Origin of the sequence: Pseudomonas sp. (genome assembly GCF_049645325.1) — a bacterium.
GTDB lineage: Bacteria > Pseudomonadota > Gammaproteobacteria > Pseudomonadales > Pseudomonadaceae > Aquipseudomonas.
The window spans coordinates 1-17,963 of record NZ_JBARTQ010000275.1 but is presented as its reverse complement, the minus strand read 5'-3'; the positions used below and the strand labels follow the sequence as shown (position 1 = coordinate 17,963).

14 protein-coding genes are annotated in these 17,963 nt (G+C 60.1%); 10 read left to right on the top strand and 4 right to left on the bottom strand.

Annotated elements, in window-relative coordinates; genetic code table 11:
- Positions 1–177 precede the first annotated feature (177 nt).
- Positions 178–780 (bottom strand): glutathione S-transferase family protein, encoded by a 603-nt coding sequence (locus WBB95_RS12090; RefSeq protein ID WP_424487809.1) that lies wholly within the window; start codon positions 778–780, stop codon positions 178–180.
- Between the two features lie 10 nt (positions 781–790).
- The gene (locus WBB95_RS12085; protein ID WP_424487808.1) at positions 791–1,957 is read right to left on the bottom strand and encodes a PLP-dependent aminotransferase family protein; all 1,167 of its coding nucleotides are present in this window, start codon (positions 1,955–1,957) and stop codon (positions 791–793) included.
- A gap of 81 nt (positions 1,958–2,038) precedes the next feature.
- Between WBB95_RS12085 and WBB95_RS12080 the strand changes: the two genes are divergently transcribed.
- From WBB95_RS12080 to WBB95_RS12070, 3 genes are all read left to right on the top strand, one after another.
- Entirely contained in the window at positions 2,039–2,473 is a 435-nt protein-coding gene (locus WBB95_RS12080; RefSeq protein WP_424487807.1) for a MarR family winged helix-turn-helix transcriptional regulator, read from the top strand.
- Positions 2,474–2,744: 271 nt separating this feature from the next.
- Positions 2,745–4,007, top strand: a complete 1,263-nt coding sequence (locus tag WBB95_RS12075) for an NCS2 family permease (protein ID WP_424487810.1) — start codon at positions 2,745–2,747, stop codon at positions 4,005–4,007.
- A gap of 64 nt (positions 4,008–4,071) precedes the next feature.
- Entirely contained in the window at positions 4,072–4,698 is a 627-nt protein-coding gene (locus tag WBB95_RS12070) for a LysE family translocator (protein ID WP_424487806.1), read from the top strand.
- On the opposite strand, the gene WBB95_RS12065 is transcribed toward WBB95_RS12070, so the two are convergent.
- Positions 4,637–9,856 (bottom strand): dermonecrotic toxin domain-containing protein, encoded by a 5,220-nt coding sequence (locus WBB95_RS12065; protein WP_424487805.1) that lies wholly within the window; start codon positions 9,854–9,856, stop codon positions 4,637–4,639. The genes WBB95_RS12070 and WBB95_RS12065 overlap by 62 nt on opposite strands.
- 158 nt (positions 9,857–10,014) lie before the next feature.
- Positions 10,015–10,368 carry a hydroxyisourate hydrolase gene (gene uraH / locus WBB95_RS12060; protein ID WP_424487804.1) on the bottom strand — a complete coding sequence of 118 codons (354 nt, stop codon included), beginning with the start codon at positions 10,366–10,368 and terminating at the stop codon, positions 10,015–10,017.
- A gap of 386 nt (positions 10,369–10,754) precedes the next feature.
- On the opposite strand from uraH, the gene puuE reads away from it, so the two are divergent.
- From puuE to WBB95_RS12025, 7 genes are all read left to right on the top strand, one after another.
- On the top strand, positions 10,755–11,681 hold the full coding sequence (gene puuE / locus WBB95_RS12055; protein WP_424487803.1) for an allantoinase PuuE: 927 nt from the start codon (positions 10,755–10,757) through the stop codon (positions 11,679–11,681).
- Complete coding sequence (gene uraD, locus WBB95_RS12050) at positions 11,678–12,193, top strand: 2-oxo-4-hydroxy-4-carboxy-5-ureidoimidazoline decarboxylase (RefSeq protein WP_424487802.1); 516 nt, start codon at positions 11,678–11,680, stop codon at positions 12,191–12,193. Before puuE ends, uraD begins: the two co-directional genes overlap by 4 nt.
- Positions 12,194–12,271: 78 nt before the next feature.
- Positions 12,272–13,267, top strand: a complete 996-nt coding sequence (alc, locus tag WBB95_RS12045; RefSeq protein WP_424487801.1) for an allantoicase — start codon at positions 12,272–12,274, stop codon at positions 13,265–13,267.
- 127 nt (positions 13,268–13,394) lie between these two features.
- Positions 13,395–13,898 (top strand): ureidoglycolate lyase, encoded by a 504-nt coding sequence (locus WBB95_RS12040; RefSeq protein ID WP_048721015.1) that lies wholly within the window; start codon positions 13,395–13,397, stop codon positions 13,896–13,898.
- Positions 13,899–13,949: 51 nt separating this feature from the next.
- The gene (locus WBB95_RS12035; RefSeq protein ID WP_424487800.1) at positions 13,950–15,251 is read left to right on the top strand and encodes a urate hydroxylase PuuD; all 1,302 of its coding nucleotides are present in this window, start codon (positions 13,950–13,952) and stop codon (positions 15,249–15,251) included.
- Positions 15,252–15,388: 137 nt separating this feature from the next.
- Positions 15,389–16,735 (top strand): nucleobase:cation symporter-2 family protein, encoded by a 1,347-nt coding sequence (locus WBB95_RS12030; RefSeq protein ID WP_424487799.1) that lies wholly within the window; start codon positions 15,389–15,391, stop codon positions 16,733–16,735.
- Between the two features lie 448 nt (positions 16,736–17,183).
- Positions 17,184–17,963, top strand: a 780-nt coding sequence (locus WBB95_RS12025; RefSeq protein ID WP_424487798.1) for an outer membrane protein OmpK, incomplete at its 3' end; no start/stop codon positions are given.

Genomic DNA, 17,963 nt, shown 5'->3' with positions numbered 1-17,963 from the left:
ACCTGGTTCTATCTGGAACTCGGCGGAGTCTTTGTTGGGGCCGCTTCGCAGCCCAGCGCGGGACAAGCCCGCTCACTACAGGGAGATTTTTCAGCCTTGAAAATTGTGTAGATACTTATGGCCATCGCAGGCAATCCAGCTCCCACAGTTGATCTGCTTCAGGCCAAAGAGCGCCCGTCAGTCCAGCATCGGCACATGCTTGGGATGGCTGGCGACGCGCTTCAGCCACGCCTGCACGGCCGGATAAGGCGTCAGGTCAAAACCACCTTCATGGGCCACGTGGGTGTAGGCGTACAACGCGATATCTGCAATCGAATATTGCTCGCCCACCAGGTACGGCGTGGCCTGCAACTGACGCTCCATCACTTTCAACGCTTTGTAACCGCCCTTGTGCGTGGTTTTGTACTCCTCCAGCCGATCCTCCGGCAGCCCCAAATAAAACTGGATAAACCGCGCCACGGCGATGTAGGGCTCGTGGCTGTATTGCTCGAAGAACTGCCACTGCAACACTTGAGTACGCAGGCGCGGCTCGCTCGGCAAGAACTCACTGCCATCGGCGAGGAAGTTGAGAATCGCATTGGATTCCCACAGGCAGGTGCCGTCTTCCAGCTCCAGTACCGGAATCTTGCCGTTGGGGTTCTTGGCCAGGAACTCGGCGGTCTGGGTGTCGCCGTTGAGGATGTCGACATCGATCCATTGGTACGGGATGCCCAACAAATTGAGCATCAATTTGACCTTGTAGCAGTTGCCCGACTTGTAATCGCCATAAACCTTGTACATGGGGCTCCCCTTATGCCGCTTGCGCGTGCTGTGCTTGACGGACCACGGCGGCCAGGCGCTTGAGACCTTCGTCCAAACGGGCCGGGTCGATATGGCTGAAATTGAGCCGCAACGAGCCAAGGTGCCGGTCCGGCTCGGAAAAGAACGGCTCACCGGGCATGAACGCGACGTTTTGCTCAAGCGCTTGCGCCAACAAGGTGCGGGTGTCGAGTGGCTGTTTCAAGGTCAGCCAGAAGAATAATCCGCCCTGGGGCACCTGCCAGTCGGCCAGGTCGCTGAAATGCCGTTCGAGTGTGGACTGGAAAGCATCGCGGCGCTCGCGATAAAAGCTGCGCAGTTCCACCAGATGTTGCTGGTATCGCTCGGTGCCGATCCACTGCATTGCCTGCCACTGGCCCACGCGATTGGTGTGCAGGTCGGCCGATTGTTTCAGCTTGAGCAAGTGCGGGAACAGGTCCGGGCTGGCGATCAGGTAACCGACGCGCAGGCCCGGCAACAAGGTTTTGGACACGGTACCGGTGTAGATCCAACTGGCCTTTTTCAAGCGACTGACAATCGGGCGCGCGCTGGCGCCATCAAACGTCAGCTCGCGGTAGGGTTCATCTTCGATCAGGGTCACGCCGAACTCGTCGAGCAGAGCGGCGACAGCCTCGCGCTTGGCTTCGCTGTAGCGCACGGCCGAGGGGTTCTGGAAGGTCGGGATCAGGTAGATGAACGCCGGGCGATGGCGTTCGAGGCTGGCGCGCAAGGCGGGCAGATTGGGGCCGTCGGCTTCCAGTGTCACGGTCAGGCAATCGGCGCCGAACAGCTGAAAAATCTGCAGCGCGGCGAGGTAAGTCGGGCCTTCCAGCAGAACCTGGGTGCCCTTGTCGATGTACAGTTTGGCCACCAGGTCCAGGGTTTGCTGGGAACCGCTGACCACCAGCACCTGGCTCGCCTGGCACGGCACACCCAAAGCGCGCGCCTCGGCGGCGAGCAGTTCGCGCAGTTGCGGTTCACCTTCGCTCATGCCGTATTGGCCGATGTTCAGCGGCATAGCCTTCCAGTCCAGCGCAGGCAGCATGGCCTCGGCCGGCAGGCCACCGGCGAACGACATCACTTCCGGGCGCTGGGCCGCCGCGAGGATTTCACGGATCAAGGAGCTTTTGAGGCGTGTAACACGTTCTGAGAAGGCCATAAGGTCACCGGTAGCGAAGACTCTGAAAAATACGTCAAACTGCTTGACCGAAATTACGACGACTTGCGTGGATACGTCAATATGCTTGACCTTAAAAACCAGACCAGTCAGCAACAAGCCATGGAAGCGTTTTTCTTCGGCTACCAAGCATTCACCGCCAAGGCCGACGAAATGCTTGAACGCCGTGGCCTCAGCCGCGTGCATCAGCGCATCGTGTTTTTTATCGCGCGCTACCCGACTTTGAGCGTCAAGGAACTGCTGGAATTGCTCGGTGTGAGCAAGCAGGCGCTGAACATGCCGTTGCGCCAATTGCAGGAAATGCACCTGGTGAACAGCGTCGCGTCCGAGACCGACAAGCGCAAACGCCTGCTGGAATTGAGTGAAGAAGGCCTGCGCTTCGAACAGTCACTGCGCCGCGAACAGGTCAAGTTGTTGCAGCGCGCCTTTGGTGAAGCCGGTGAAGCAGCGGTCGCGGGGTGGCTGGCGGTGAATCAGGCGCTGAGTGCTGCGAATTAGCCTTTCATCCCCTTTCGCACGCAGAATCGAAAACATTATTTGCTTTATTTGTATACAAAAGCATAATTCGCTTCGTGCGAGTTCCTGACCTATTGGTCAACAAAACCCGCCAGTACCTCAAAGCGCTGTTGCCCACATCTGTGACCGGCGCTGGAAATAACAATAAAACTCTTGAGGAGTACTCGCTGTGGATAGCCGCAAATCCGAAGCCCCAACGCTGGAAATCGCCCAGCCCAACAACAGTTGGTTGGAACGCCTGTTCAAACTCAGCATGCATGGCACCACAGTGAAGACCGAGCTGATCGCCGGCCTCACGACCTTTATCACCATGGCCTACATCATCTTCGTCAACCCGAACATCATGGCCGACGCGGGCATTGATCACGGCGCGGCGTTCGTTGCCACCTGCATCGCCGCCGCGCTGGGCTGCCTGTTGATGGGCTTGTACGCCAACTGGCCAGTGGGCCTGGCACCGGGCATGGGCCTGAACGCGTTTTTCACCTATACCGTGGTCGGCACCATGGGCTACCACTGGGAAACCGCGCTGGGTGCGGTGTTTATTTCCGGTGTGCTGTTCATGGGCCTGACCCTGTCCCGCGTGCGCGAGTGGCTGCTCAACAGCATTCCGGTGAGCCTGCGCCATGCCATGGGCGCAGGCGTCGGTCTGTTCCTCGGGGTGATCGGCCTGAAGACCGCCGGCATCATCGTCGAGAGCCCGGCCACCTTGATCAAGCTCGGCTCACTGCATGAGCCGGCGCCGCTGCTGGCCGCCGTGTGCTTCCTGTTGATCGCGATCCTCAGCTACCACCGCGTATTCGGCGCGATCCTGATCAGCATCATCGCCGTGACCCTCGCCGGCTGGGGCTTGGGCCTGGTGCACTACAACGGTATTCTTTCCACCCCACCGAGCCTGGCACCGACCTGGATGGCGATGGACGTGAAAGGTGTATTCAATGTCAGCATGATAAGCGTTGTTTTTGCCTTTCTTTTTGTACACATGTTCGACACCGCAGGTACACTGATGGGCGTCGCGCAGCGGGCCGGGCTGGTGAATGCCGATGGCAAGATCGATAACCTTTCCCGCGCGCTGAAAGCCGACAGTGCTTCCAGCGTGTTCGGCGCCATGGTCGGTGTGCCGCCGGTCACCAGCTACGTGGAAAGTGCAGCAGGCGTGGCCGCCGGTGGCCGTACCGGGCTGACGGCCGTAACCGTGGGCATTCTGTTTGTGGCGGCAATGTTTTTTGCACCACTGGCGGGGATGATTCCAGCCTATGCCACGGCGGGCGCATTGATTTATGTCGCAATGCTGATGATGGCGAGCATGGCCCATATCAATTGGGACGAAGCCACCGACAGCATTCCGGCGATTGTCACGGCGATCATGATGCCGTTGACGTTTTCGGTAGCCGACGGGATCGCGCTGGGCTTTATCACCTATGTGGCGCTCAAGGCTGGCACTGGCAAGTACCGCGAGATTTCCATCAGCTTGTGGGTGTTGTGCGCGATCTTTATCGCCAAGTTTATTTTCCTGTAACGCAGGAAGGGCTTTAAACCGCCTCACCTTCGGGTGGGGCTTTTGCATGAAAGGAGCAATGTAAATGAACCTGGAAACCTGGCTGCTGTTCAGTGGTGCTGCATTGGTGGTGATCCTGATCCCGGGGCCGCTGTCGTTGCTGATGATCAGCAACAGTTTGAACTACGGCCTGCGCCGCTCATACCCGGCGTTCCTCGGCGGGGTGTTTGCCTCGATCTGCCTGCTCAGCGCCTCGGCCCTCGGCCTGGGTGCCCTGCTGCTGGCGTCCGAGCAACTGTTCAGTGCCTTGAAAATCGTCGGCGCCGTGTACCTGTTCTACCTCGCTTGGCAGAGCTGGCGGCAATCGCGGCAGCCGGGCAAAAGCGCGGAAGTGCCGTATGACGCACCCGTCCCGCGTTTTCGCGCGCTGTTTGGCCGTGCGTTTGTATTGGGCGCCAGCAACCCCAAGGACATCCTGTTTTTCGCCGCTTTCCTGCCGCAGTTTCTCAATGGCCAACAGGCCTTTCTGCCGCAACTGCTGATCATGATTGCCACCTGGACCGTGCTCGACCTGCTGTGCAAACTGGCCTATGGCCTGAGTGCCCACGGCGCTGCACGCTACCTGCGCAGCGGCAACGGCCAGAGTTGGTTCAACCGGGTGAGTGCGGCCTTTTTTGGCGCGGCAGGCGCGGCTTCACTACTCCGGGCTTGAGGCTGCCGAACTTGACGAAAAACACCGTCAGGGGCGCTGTGGGTGTCCATTGGACACCCGCAATAATCTTCACCAGGCGTTTTTTCTCCATGGCTTGCTTGATAGGTGCAAACGTACCGTCATAGCTGTTTTTGGCGAGTTTGAGTCGAAACCACTCATCGCTCAATTGCATCACCCGCCCCGCTGCAAACACGATGAGCGGGTCTTTTATCCAGCGCGTCAGTACGTAATACAGGTTTTGAGAGTGAGGGTGAGTGCAGCTGAAATCCAGCGATGCACCAGCGCCCGGACCTTTGCCCACCGCCTGCACGATGAAACCCTGTCGCTCAAGCTGCTCGCGAACCTCGCGCTGCATCCATACCGACCGCTCGGCGTGAGTGCCTTGGCCGGCCGATCGCCATTCAGCGGCCGGTATCCGGCTTACGGTGAAATCCACCCGGTCGAAGCCCGGGGTCGTCGTTTCGTTACCGATATAGAGGCGGGTACGCGTGGGGCTCCGCAGGGGCCGCAACAGTTTCAACAAATCGTCGGTTTGCCCGATAGCAGCCGGCGCCAACCACTTGTCCAAGGTGGCCCTGAGCCTCAACAGGTGAGTGGCGGTCAGGGATTTACTGGGGTCGGATAATCCAAGCAAGCGTTCTATCAGGAACTTGCGACTGTTCGCCGTCATGGCCGGGAAAGCCCGGATCAACGAGACGTTTAATGGCTCGTTGAACAGCCGGCGATGAAACGTCCATTGGCCGTTGGCACCGAAGGTCCCCGGAATCGGCTGATCAACCAAACCGGCCCCCAGCCAATAGGCAAGGTCAAGCGATGCAGCATGCTGCAAGGTTTGGTTGCGCAGGATGAACATCACCTGCCGGGCCGATACATCCGAACCGTCAGGCAGCACACGGTAGTGACGACCGTTGTGCTCCACCACCCTGTAGCCCTGCACCTGAGGCGAGACGGAAACCTCGAAAATCCTCTGTTCTCGCAGCGAGTCATTGAGTATCAACGGAGGGGGAATTGCCCAAGGCTCATAGGCGTATGGCTCTGCCAACGTTTGACGCATCCTGCCGTCAACGGCCGCGCGCGAGGGCGGTGTCCATTCCGTGGTCGTTTGGTCGACAAACGGTTGCCAGATTCGGGAACTGGGCCCTGGTTGCGGGGACGACGGCGCATCGGCGCCGAGCAACCATTCCCGGTCCTCGCGCAGGTACAGCACCCATTCGCCTTCGCTGCCCCCGGCCGAATTTTTTACCCGTAAAGCCTCTTCCTGCGCGCGTCGATACACCGGGTAGCGACGCTCGCCGTCCACCACGAATTGCTCGCCATTCCTCACATAGACACCCTTCTCCCCCGGGCCTTGCAAGGCAACGGCACCCTCGGTTGAAAAAGGCGTGTTGAAGCGCTCCAGCAGTTTCGTGAGGCGCGCCGCCGGTTGAGGCGGCGACAGGACGTTTGCGGCCACCGCCTGACGGCGATGCAACTGGCGCAAACCCGCGCGAATCACAGCCCGCCCCGGTGCCACGCCAGGCCGAGATGGTTTGGCGCCCGGTATGAACGAGGTGAGTACATCGATCAGCGTCATTAACGTGATAAACGCGACGTCCAGCGCGTGCTCAGGCGTGCCGCCCAGGTGAAAGCGCCGGGCGGCGAGCAACACTTCATACAGGCTGACGCCGAGGCCCACCACGGGAATGAACGATAAAAGCCCACGTACCGTGGCATCCCACTGCTCGCCCAAGCGCTCGTCACGGTGCTGTGTCAGCGTCGCGCCGGAATTCGCACGGGCATGGGCGCGCTGCTGGATGTCCAACATACGGCCATGGGCGAACAGCGCGCTGGCGTCGCAATGCGACGTGGTCACAATATCCAGCCACTCCGTCGGCTCAGCCTCGATCTGCTCCTTGATCTGCGCCTCAATGGTTTGCGGGTCCGCCGCGGCCACGGTGTGTTTGATCTTGAAGGTGCGCACAAAGCGCCGAATGCTTTCGTAGATCTCAAGGACCGCATAACCCGCCAGCTGCGCGGGCAGAATCTTGATCAGCGGGACAGTCCACGTGGGCGAATGCGCTCGGTAGCCCGGGTAACTGGCCATCGCTTCACCCTCCCAACCCGGCGCGACGAGGTGCGACAGTGCCTTTACATTTTCGGCCGATGCACCGCCCCTATTCAGTGCTTCCCTTGCCCGCTGCCAACTCGGGTATTCACTCAACGGCGGGAAACCCAAGGCCGTCGGCCAATACACCAGGCACAGCGGCGAAAGGCGATCGGTCATCACCAAAATGCCGGTGATGTGGCGTGGGTGCTTGAGTGTATGCGCACACAGGCGCACGAAGCCCAGGCTCGCGTGCTGGCCGTGCTGGTTCAAATCGGCAGCGGTACGCGCGGCCATCGACGTCGTAAACAACTGTTGTGCTGCGTCGGACAGCCCCTGCCTGAGCGCTGAAAACAGCTGCATCTGGCCAAGCTGTTCCGTGGCTCGATCAATCAGCGCGCGGGGCAACGCAGTGTTCGATGGGTGAAACGCCAACTCGATCAGCCGGTTGTACTTACCGCCGATGTCCAGCGCCGATAACGTCTTGATCAGGTAGCGCGGGCTCAAGCGTGCTTTCCAGGCCGGGTTGAGGAATCGCGCGTGGTTCAAGCGCCATTCGGTCCACGGCGCCTGGGGATCGAGGTTGTGCAGGGCCAGCTCCAACAGGCTGAAGGTCGTACGCTCGCGGCTGACTGTTGTTTTGATGTGGCGATCACCCGGCGTGCAATGGCTTGCCCAGCCACAAAAATGCGCACTGACGTCATCTGGCATCTCCAACAGTGGCTTGTCGACATCCACCCCAGGGTAAAAGCCATCCAGGGTCAGTTGGGCCAGCAGCAATCGGCGAGCAAACTCAAGCAACGGTGGCAGGGTCTGCCACAGACGGTTTTCCCAGGCCATGGCACTCGACAGGTAGCGTCGCTGCAGCCGCTTGTAATGCGTGCGCTCGCCCACTGTGGCGGTGGCCAGCCAAGCCGGTAGCGCGCTGGCTTTCTGCGCGGCAAACCGCATGAACTCAAGGTTGGCCATGGCCAGCGTACGTGCTTCGTTGACGGGCACCTGCACCTGTTCGCGCAATTCCTCGGCGAGCATGAGGCTGGCCAAGGAGGTATCGCTCACTTCGCTGAACAGCTGAGTCTTGGCGCCGAGCAGCAGGTTTAACCGAGCGTAGTGCTCGATCAGGGTTTTGAGGTCTTCATACAGCACGTCGTACTCGACGTCGGTGTACGCCACCGTCACCGTTGCAGCCAGCGCCAGGCGCGCAGTTCCACGCACATCCCGGCCAATGCAGCGCCACAGCACCGACCCGTCCGGGCTTGCCAGGCTGGCCCGCAGCCCTTCGGATAAACCGTCGAGGCTGTCGAATACGGCCAGGCCGCCGAAATCGCCACTGACCAACAGCGCTACCGGCTGGTCGCTTTGCGGCGCGGCCAGGGCGCCGGCAGTGGTCACTGCAAACACACCGATCAGCGGGTAAACACTGTCCGCTTCGCCGTTCACTGAAACCCGCACTACGCGGGTATCACTGCCGGCCCGTGCGCTTGCCAGGGGCGTGTCGAGGACTTCCAGCAACCTGTCCAGGTGAGCCTGCCCGATCAATGTGAGCCGGTGTTGCAACTGCACCTCTCGACGCCAGGCTTGGCGCTGGGCATTCAACACCATGGACGCACGCTTGCGCGTGGCGTCAGGACGTTCGAGCCAGAAGGCTTTTTGAAACAGCTCGCTGCCTTGTACCCAGCGGCTGACATTACGCGCCAGGTCGCGGCGTTCTGCTTCGAGCCCGGCGAATGCCTGATAGGCCTCGCCGTCACCGTCCAGCAGCACCTCCAGGCCCGTCTCGTAACGCAGCAACAGTCGTTCACGGCTGCTGCGCGACAGGTCCGGCGAAAGGCTTGCGAAGCTGATCTCGGGTGCGCGGCGCTGCGCGTCCCAGTCCAGCAAACTTTCCAGCAGTGACTCGAACGGCAGCATGCTGACCAGTTGCTCGCGACCTTTTTCGGTAAACCGCATCAAGCCTGCGACTTTACGGCTGGGCCACACGGCCTCCGGAGCACCTGATACGGCGTAATCGAGCGAGAGAACGCACGCCCACTCGTTGTGCCACTGCTCTTCGAGCAAGGCTTGCGCGCTGTGCGCCAGCGCATCGCCAGCTATTGCCGAGCCGGGCTGAAGGGCATTCGGCGCGGCGTGCCGATGTTCAAAAGGCAAGTAGTGCCATAGCTTGCTGAATAACGACGTATGGACCCGCGCGGGCAGGCGTTGCTGCACCTGCTCCCAGTTCTCGAACTCATGAAATGCCTGCGCCAACCCCGGCAGGTAAATCACCTGAAGCGACTGCGCGGCACCGTCTCGGTAAAGGTGCAAGGCCCCTGGAATCGCCAGCACACCCTGTGTCGCGTGCGGCCACGTAACCTGGCCCACCCGCACCCTGGCCCAGTCGCCACCGGCCTGCCGACGCGCCTCAAGCGTCGGCGCATCCAGCAATTGCTTGACCATCTGGTAGCCCGCCGGCGACAGCTGAAACAGCTGCTGTGCGAGGAACGCCTGGTCCGCCAGCAGCGCGGTGTGCAACTGCGCCCAACGTTCGCGCCGCGCCAACGCGCTGCCTTCTGCCAGTTGCTGCCAGTACCCTGACACGGCACTGTCGATACGGCCCTTCAGCCCCAGGCTGACGACGCGGTCCATCGCCTCCTTTGCGTTGAACGGCAGGCTGCAATCAGCCTCGCCCTGGACACTCAAGCGAGTGAAATGATGAATATTGATCGGCACACCGGGGTCGCGAAACAGCGCCAGGGCTCTGTCGATCAGGCTGTCGACGCGCTCTGCCGCGCGGGGCGGCGGCGGCTCGCTGAACAGCAATTTGCCCGGGTCCATCGCAAAAGCATCGCGCAAGGCTCGGTGAATCACGCTCAGGATGCGTGGTGAACGACCCAGTAACGCGCGCATGGTTTTCGCGGTTTCGGCGCACCGCACAGAGGCGCCATACAGTTGGTTGAGGGTGCGACTGGGGTGGGCCGTGGCGTTGATACGCCGGGTCAGCAACGTGCGCAGGGCCGCCAGGCGTTGCGCCGGGGTGGTGGCGGGATCGTCGAATTCAACGGCCGAGGGGGCAGAGTCGGGAGTGTCTGTGCGCATGGCGGCGCCTTCTGGGCTGAAAACCCGAGCCTAGGCACTCGCGCCTTGCGCAGTGCGTTACATAATTGGCCGGCCAACCTTCAGGCAAAAAAAAGCCCGCAGTGTGGGCGGGCAAAAAACCAACGAAGAGCTTTGGGGGTGTGAAGCGAGGTGACGACTCAGCTACCGCGATACGTGGAGTAGCTGTAGGGCGAAATCAGCAGGGGGACATGGTAGTGATCCTGTTCGGCACTGATGCCGAAACGCAGCACCACCACGTCGAGAAACGCAGGTTCAGGCAATTGCACGCCACGGGCGCGGTAGTAGTCGCCGGCGCTGAATTGCAGCTGGTACACACCTGTGCGGTAGTCATCGCCTTGCAGCACTGGCGCGTCGCAGCGGCCGTCGCTGTTGGTCACGGCGGTGGCGACCAGTTCAAGCTGCGCGCCTTCGACGCGGTACAGCTCAACCTTGATAGCGCTGCCGGGGCAGCCGTGTGCGGCGTCCAAAACGTGTGTGGTCAAACGTCCCATGGCGTCTACGCGCCTCCCGAAGTCAGTGGATGAGGAGCCTGCACTTTTTCAGGGCATCGAAAAAGCCGGCGACGGCTGATTAAGACACTTTTTAAAAAAATTGTACACAATAAAAATCACAAAGCTGTGGATCTGCTCGCCTGTGTTGACCGATAGCGCAATTGGAGAGTAATCCTTGCTTTTAAACGACCTTTTATCCATTAGCTGACCAGTCAGGCAAGTTTCTTGCTACACCGTTTAAACAGAGGTCTACGGAAAAAATGCAGAAATGTAGGCTTACAAAGTCGGTGATAAGTTGTATACAATCACTCATCGCTGTGACGCCACCCAGTCATTTCACTGCCCGGCCGCCACATGAATGATCACGAACAAGAAGGAAGACTGCAGTGAGCGCTGACTACCCACGCGACCTGATCGGTTACGGCAGTAACCCTCCTCACCCCCACTGGCCGGGCAAGGCGCGCATTGCGTTGTCTTTCGTACTCAACTACGAAGAAGGCGGCGAGCGCAACATTTTGCACGGCGATAAAGAGTCCGAGGCGTTCCTTTCGGAAATGGTCTCGGCCCAGCCGCTGCAAGGCGCGCGCAACATGAGCATGGAGTCGCTGTACGAGTATGGCAGCCGTGCCGGTGTGTGGCGCATCCTCAAGCTGTTTAAAGAATTCGACATCCCGCTGACCATCTTTGCCGTGGCCATGGCCGCCCAGCGCCATCCGGATGTGATCCGCGCCATGGTCGACGCCGGCCACGAGATCTGCAGCCACGGCTACCGCTGGATCGACTACCAGTACATGGACGAGGCCCAGGAGCGCGAGCATATGCTCGAAGCCATCCGCATCCTCACCGAACTGACCGGCGAGCGCCCGCTGGGCTGGTACACCGGGCGCACCGGCCCCAACACCCGCCGGCTGGTGATGGAGGAAGGCGGCTTCCTCTACGACTGCGACACCTACGACGACGACCTGCCCTACTGGGAACCCAACAACCCGACCGGCAAGCCGCACCTGGTGATCCCCTACACCCTGGACACCAACGACATGCGCTTCACCCAAGTGCAGGGTTTCAACAAGGGCGATGACTTTTTCGAGTACCTCAAGGACGCGTTCGACGTGCTGTATGCCGAAGGTGCCGAGGCCCCGAAAATGCTCTCCATCGGCCTGCATTGCCGCCTGATCGGCCGCCCTGGGCGCCTGGCCTCGTTGAAGCGCTTTATCGAATACGCCAAAGGCCATGAGCAGGTGTGGTTCACGCGCCGCGTCGACATCGCCCGTCACTGGCACGCAACCCACCCGGCCTCGGGAGCGGCGAAATGACTACGTTCCAAACCTTGAAACCATCGACCCTGAGCCGCGATGAATTCATCAACGCCTTCGCCGATATCTACGAACATTCGCCATGGGTGGCCGAAAAGGCCTTCGACCTGGGCCAGGACAGCTCGATCGATGAGATCGAAACCCTGCACCAGCGCATGAGCGATATCCTGTTGAGCGCTGATCATGCCAGTCAACTGGCCCTGATCAATGCTCACCCGGACCTGGCAGGCCGTGCGGCCGTCCAGGGCCAGTTGACCGAAGCCAGCACCCATGAACAGGCTGGCGCCGGTATTCACCAATGCACGAGTGAGGAGTTTTCTCGCTTCACCGAGCTGAACGATGCCTACAAAGCCACGTTCAAGTTTCCCTTCATCATGGCGGTAAAAGGCAGCAACCGGCACCAGATCCTGGCCGCGTTCGAAACGCGCATTCACAACTCGGCAGACACCGAGTTCAAATGCGCCCTGGCCGAGATCAACAAAATCGCGTTGTTCCGATTACTGACCCTTTAGCAGACCTGGCCCGAGCGCTCATGACGCCCAGGGCCTGGCGAGCATCCCAAGCCACTCAATTCAAGGCAGACAAGAAGAATGAAAGCTTACGCCGTACCTTTCGAGAAGTTCGTCAACCTGGCCGACGCCCGACTGGGCACCAAGATCCTTTCGGTGACCGATGACTGGTTCGCTGACGCCAACCGCCTGTTCCAGCCGACCCCGGCCGTGTGGAAGGAGGGCGTTTTCGATGACAACGGCAAGTGGATGGACGGCTGGGAGTCGCGCCGCAAGCGTTTCGAAGGCTACGACAGCGCCGTGATTCGCCTGGGCGTGCCCGGCTCGATCAAGGGCGTGGACATCGACACTTCATTCTTCACCGGCAACTTTCCGCCGTCTGCCTCGCTGGAAGCCTGCTTCCTGGCCTCGGGCGACCCTGATGACACCACCCAGTGGGTGGAAGTGCTGTCGGCCGTCGAGCTGCAAGGCAACAGCCACCATTACCACGAGATCAACAACGACCAGGCCTTCAGCCACCTGCGTTTCAACATCTACCCGGATGGCGGCGTGGCCCGTCTGCGTGTGTACGGCATTCCGTTCCGCGACTGGTCGTCGGTGGGCGACAACGAACAAGTCGACCTGGCCTCGGCCCTCAACGGTGGCCGCGCCCTGGCGTGCTCCGATGAACACTTCGGTCGCATGAGCAACATCCTCAACCCGGGCCGTGGTATCAACATGGGCGACGGTTGGGAAACTGCACGTCGTCGTACGCCGGGCAATGACTGGGTGATTGTCGCCCTGGGTCACCCTGGCGAAATCGAGAAGGTCATCGTCGACACCCTGCACTTCAAGGGCAACTACCCGGACACCTGCTCGATCCAGGGCGCGTTCGTGAAGGGCGGCACCGACAGCCAGATCGAAACCCAATCGCTGTTCTGGCGCGAACTGCTGCCGGCGCAGAAACTGGAAATGCACGCCGAACACAGCTTCGCCGAGCAGATCAAGGCGCTGGGCCCGATTACTCACATTCGCCTCAACGTGTTTCCCGATGGTGGTGTGAGCCGTTTGCGCGTATTGGGCAAAGTAGCTAAATAAGCGGTGAGCCCATCGCAGGCAAGCCAGCTGCCACATTTGAATGTATTCGCAGATCAAAATGTGGGAGCCGGGCTTGCCCGCGATAGCAATAGAACAAACAACACAGAATCCGGATAAGAAGACAGCCATGCGCACACTGATGATCGAACCCCTGACCAAAGAAGCCTTCGCCCCTTTCGGAGACGTCATCGAAACCGATGGCAGCGATCACTTCATGATCAACAACGGGTCGACCATGCGTTTTCACAAGCTGGCAACGGTAGAAACCGCACAGCCTGAAGACAACGCCATCATCAGCATCTTCCGCGCCGACGCGCAGGACATGCCGCTGACCGTGTGCATGCTGGAGAGACACCCGCTGGGCAGCCAGGCGTTCATACCGCTGCTCGGCAACCCCTTTCTGATCGTGGTCGCGCCACTTGGCGATGAACCTGTATCGGGCTTGGTCCGCGCCTTCGTTACCAACGGCAGGCAGGGCATTAATTACCATCGCGGCGTCTGGCACCACCCGGTGCTGACGATCGAAAAGCGGGATGACTTCCTGGTGGTTGATCGCAGTGGCACAGGCAATAACTGCGATGAGCATTTTTTCAAAGAGGATGAGCGGTTGATCCTCGCCCCCCACCAATAAGAGAAGGCCGGATCACCCGACAACAAGGGTGACAGGCGAGAGGTAAAGACTGTGGAAGCACATCTGTTGGAATGGCTGAACCTGAGCGTACGCTGGGTTCACATGATCACTGGCGTCGCGTGGATCGGCGCTTCCTTCTATTTCGTCTGGCTGGAAAACAACCTCAATCGCGTCAACCCCAAGGACGGCCTCGCCGGTGACTTGTGGGCGATCCACGGTGGCGGTATCTACCACCTGGAAAAATACAAACTGGCCCCACCGACCATGCCGGACAACCTGCACTGGTTCAAATGGGAAGCCTATTTCACCTGGATGTCGGGCGTCGCGCTGCTGTGCGTGGTGTTCTACCTCAACCCGACGCTGTACCTGCTCGCCCCCGGCAGCACGCTCAGCGGCACCGAAGGCGTGTTGCTGGGCATTGGCTCACTGTTCGCCGGCTGGTTCATCTACTCCTTCCTCTGCGACTCGGCCCTGGGCAAACGCCCTGCCCTGCTCGGTTTCATTCTGTTTGTGCTGTTGATTGCGGCGGCCTACGGCTTCAGCAAGGTGTTCAGCGGCCGCGGCGCTTACCTGCACGTGGGTGCAGTGATCGGCACCATCATGGTCGGTAACGTGTTCCGCATCATCATGCCCGCCCAGCGCGCGTTGGTGGCGGCGATCGCGGAAAACCGCACGCCCGACCCGGCATTGCCGGCCAAGGGTTTGCTGCGTTCGCGTCACAACAACTACTTCACCTTGCCGGTGCTGTTCATCATGATCAGCAACCACTTCCCGAGCACCTATGGCAGCCAATACAACTGGCTGATCCTGGCCGGTATCGCGGTGGCGGCGGTGTTGGTACGGCACTACTTCAATACCCGTCACAACAGCCAGAAATATGCGTGGACGCTGCCGGTTGGCGCGCTGGCGATGATCTGCCTGGCGTACGTGACCGGCCCGAAACCCGTTTCGACGGCTCCGGATGTGGCCAAGGCACCCGCCGCCATCGAGTACCAACCATTGCCGGAAACCGCATTGGGCGGTGGCTTGAAACCGGCGGCACCGGCGGCGCCCGCTGAACCGGCTGCCGCAGCGGCACCTGCGCAGGCCTCGATTGATTTCGACAAGGTGCACGGGGTGATTCAGGAACGCTGCGCGGTGTGCCATTCGGCCAAGCCGACCAGCCCGTTGTTCAGCACCGCACCGGCAGGCGTGATGTTCGACACCCCGACGCAGATCCAGCAGCAGGCGGCGCGTATTCAAGCGCAGGCCGTGGCCAGTCAGATCATGCCGCTGGGCAACATTACGCAGATGACCCAGCAGGAGCGGGATTTGATCGGCACCTGGATCAATCAGGGGGCGCGTACCAACTGACTGACTGATTCACACAGATCCAATGGGGGAGCTGGCTTGCCTGCTCCCACATTTAACCCTGTGCAAATTTGTAGAGTGCGCTCCACCCGGCAATTGAATGCCGAACAACACAACAATAAAAAGATCCGAGGTGTTGCATGACCGAGTTAGTCGAACCGCAGATTCCTGCCGCGCCCGCCATGGTGCGGCTGCCCCTCTTGCAACTGATTCTGGTAGGCCTGCAACACGTCTTGCTGATGTACGGCGGCGCCGTCGCCGTGCCCCTGATCATTGGCCAGGCCGCCGGCCTGAGCCGTGAAGAAATCGCTTTCCTGATTAATGCCGACCTGCTGGTCGCCGGCATTGCCACCATGGTGCAGTCGTTCGGCATCGGCCCGGTGGGCATTCGCATGCCGGTGATGATGGGCGCCAGTTTCGCCGCCGTCGGCAGCATGGTCGCCATGGCCGGCATGCCGGGTATCGGCTTGCAGGGCATCTTCGGCGCGACCATCGCTGCGGGCTTCTTCGGCATACTCATCGCCCCGTTCATGTCCAAGGTCGTGCGCTTTTTCCCACCGCTGGTGACTGGCACGGTGATCACCGCGATTGGCCTGTCACTGTTTCCGGTGGCCGTGAACTGGGCCGGTGGCGGCAGCGCTGCCGCGACGTTCGGCTCCCCGGTTTACCTGGCGATTGCCGCGCTGGTACTGGGTACGATCTTGCTGATCAACCGCTTTATGCGCGGCTTCTGGGTAAACATCTCGGTGCTGATCGGCATGGCGCTCGGCTATGGCCTGTGCGGCGTGCTCGGCATGGTCGACCTCGGCGGCCTGGCCCAGGCGCCGTGGGTGCAGGTGGTCACGCCGCTGCATTTCGGCATGCCGAAATTCGAATTGGCGCCGATTTTGTCGATGTGCCTGGTGGTGGTGATCATCTTCGTCGAGTCCACCGGCATGTTCCTCGCCCTGGGCAAGATCACCGGCCAAGAGGTCACGCCGAAAATGCTGCGGCGCGGTTTACTGTGTGATGCCGGCGCGTCGTTCTTCGCCGGTTTTTTCAACACCTTTACCCACTCCTCGTTCGCGCAGAATATCGGCCTGGTGCAGATGACCGGCGTGCGCTGCCGCTCGGTGACGATCATGGCCGGCGCGTTTCTGATTGTGCTCAGCCTGCTGCCCAAGGCCGCCTTCCTGGTGGCCTCGATCCCGCCCGCAGTATTGGGCGGCGCGGCGATCGCCATGTTCGGCATGGTCGCAGCCACCGGTATCAAGATCCTGCAAGAAGCCGACATCGCCGACCGCCGCAACCAGTTGCTGGTGGCGGTGAGCATCGGCATGGGCTTGATCCCGGTGGTGCGTCCTGAGTTCTTCGCGCAACTGCCACTGTGGATGAGCCCGATTACCCACAGCGGGATTGCCATGGCCACCCTCAGTGCATTGTCGCTGAACATACTGTTCAACATCCTCGGCGGCGCTGAACGACCCGCCGTTGCCCACACGCATTGATTCCGCCTGTTAGTAAAAAACAACAAGAATAATACCCAACAGGAAGTACCCACATGCACGCCATTCACCTGGGGCCGGCCACAAGCCGCGCCCCATTCTCGCCCCACGCGCGCTCTAACAGCGCACTTGAGCCAAGGCCTGGGAGCCAGTATTCTCCGCGCCCGCTCGAATCGACTCAAAAAAAAACAGCGAATGTAAAAGCTGACTGCAGGGCCAACTTATCCTGGCCCACTGTCTGCGGCCAACGTGTACAAAAAACCCTCTGGACTCGACTGCACCCTGTGCAGCCGAAGGCGTTTTATTGGCTTTTTGAACACCTTGGCGCAGCTCTTGCTAAAAGCATTAAAGCTGACCAAACAGACGATTTTTGCAGCGAACCAAAAGGCGCCACACCAGAGCGCCTGCGTAGAAAAAAACAACCCTAAAACTTTGACTCGGGAGCAACCGAATGAAACCTATGTTGAAAGGCCTGATGGTGGCAGGATCCCTGCTGGCCGGTGGCCAGGCCGTAGCCGGTGACTTGTTGCAGTGGCAGAACAACAGCCTGACTTACCTGTGGGGCAAGAACTTCACCGTCAACCCGCAGATCCAGCAAACCGTCACCTTCGAACATGCTGACGCCTGGAAGTACGGCGACAACTTCCTGTTCGTCGACCGCATCTTTTACAACGGCAAGGAAGACGGCAACGTCGGCCCAAGCACCTACTACGGCGAGTTCAGCCCGCGTTTGTCGTTCGGTAAAATCTTTGACAAAGACTTGTCATTCGGCCCGATCAAAGACGTATTGCTGGCCCTCACTTATGAGTTCGGCGAAGGCGATAGCGAGTCGTACTTGTTTGGCCCTGGCTTTGACTTGAACATCCCCGGTTTCGACTACTTCCAGCTGAACTTCTACCAGCGCCAGACCGAGGGCAATCGTCCGGGTGACAACATTTGGCAAATCACGCCGGTATGGTCGTACACCATTCCCGTGGGTGATTCCAATGTATTGATCGACGGGTACATCGACTGGGTAGTCGATAACGACAAGACTTCACGCGGCACTTACCACGCCAACATGCACATTAACCCACAGGTTAAATACGACTTGGGCAAGGCGCTGCACTGGGGCGAGAAGCAGTTGTATGTCGGTTTCGAATACGACTACTGGAAGAACAAGTACGGGATTGAAGACTCCGGCGCGTTCAAGACCAACCAGGACACCGCGAGCTTTTTGGTCAAGTATCAC

Coding starts and splice junctions, on each gene's coding strand:
- WBB95_RS12090 (WP_424487809.1), bottom strand. CDS start 780: ATGTACAAGGTTTATGGCGATTACAAGTCGGGCAACTGCTACAAGGTC.
- WBB95_RS12085 (WP_424487808.1), bottom strand. CDS start 1,957: ATGGCCTTCTCAGAACGTGTTACACGCCTCAAAAGCTCCTTGATCCGT.
- WBB95_RS12080 (WP_424487807.1), top strand. CDS start 2,039: ATGCTTGACCTTAAAAACCAGACCAGTCAGCAACAAGCCATGGAAGCG.
- WBB95_RS12075 (WP_424487810.1), top strand. CDS start 2,745: ATGCATGGCACCACAGTGAAGACCGAGCTGATCGCCGGCCTCACGACC.
- WBB95_RS12070 (WP_424487806.1), top strand. CDS start 4,072: ATGAACCTGGAAACCTGGCTGCTGTTCAGTGGTGCTGCATTGGTGGTG.
- WBB95_RS12065 (WP_424487805.1), bottom strand. CDS start 9,856: ATGCGCACAGACACTCCCGACTCTGCCCCCTCGGCCGTTGAATTCGAC.
- uraH (WP_424487804.1), bottom strand. CDS start 10,368: ATGGGACGTTTGACCACACACGTTTTGGACGCCGCACACGGCTGCCCC.
- uraD (WP_424487802.1), top strand. CDS start 11,678: ATGACTACGTTCCAAACCTTGAAACCATCGACCCTGAGCCGCGATGAA.
- alc (WP_424487801.1), top strand. CDS start 12,272: ATGAAAGCTTACGCCGTACCTTTCGAGAAGTTCGTCAACCTGGCCGAC.
- WBB95_RS12040 (WP_048721015.1), top strand. CDS start 13,395: ATGCGCACACTGATGATCGAACCCCTGACCAAAGAAGCCTTCGCCCCT.
- WBB95_RS12030 (WP_424487799.1), top strand. CDS start 15,389: ATGACCGAGTTAGTCGAACCGCAGATTCCTGCCGCGCCCGCCATGGTG.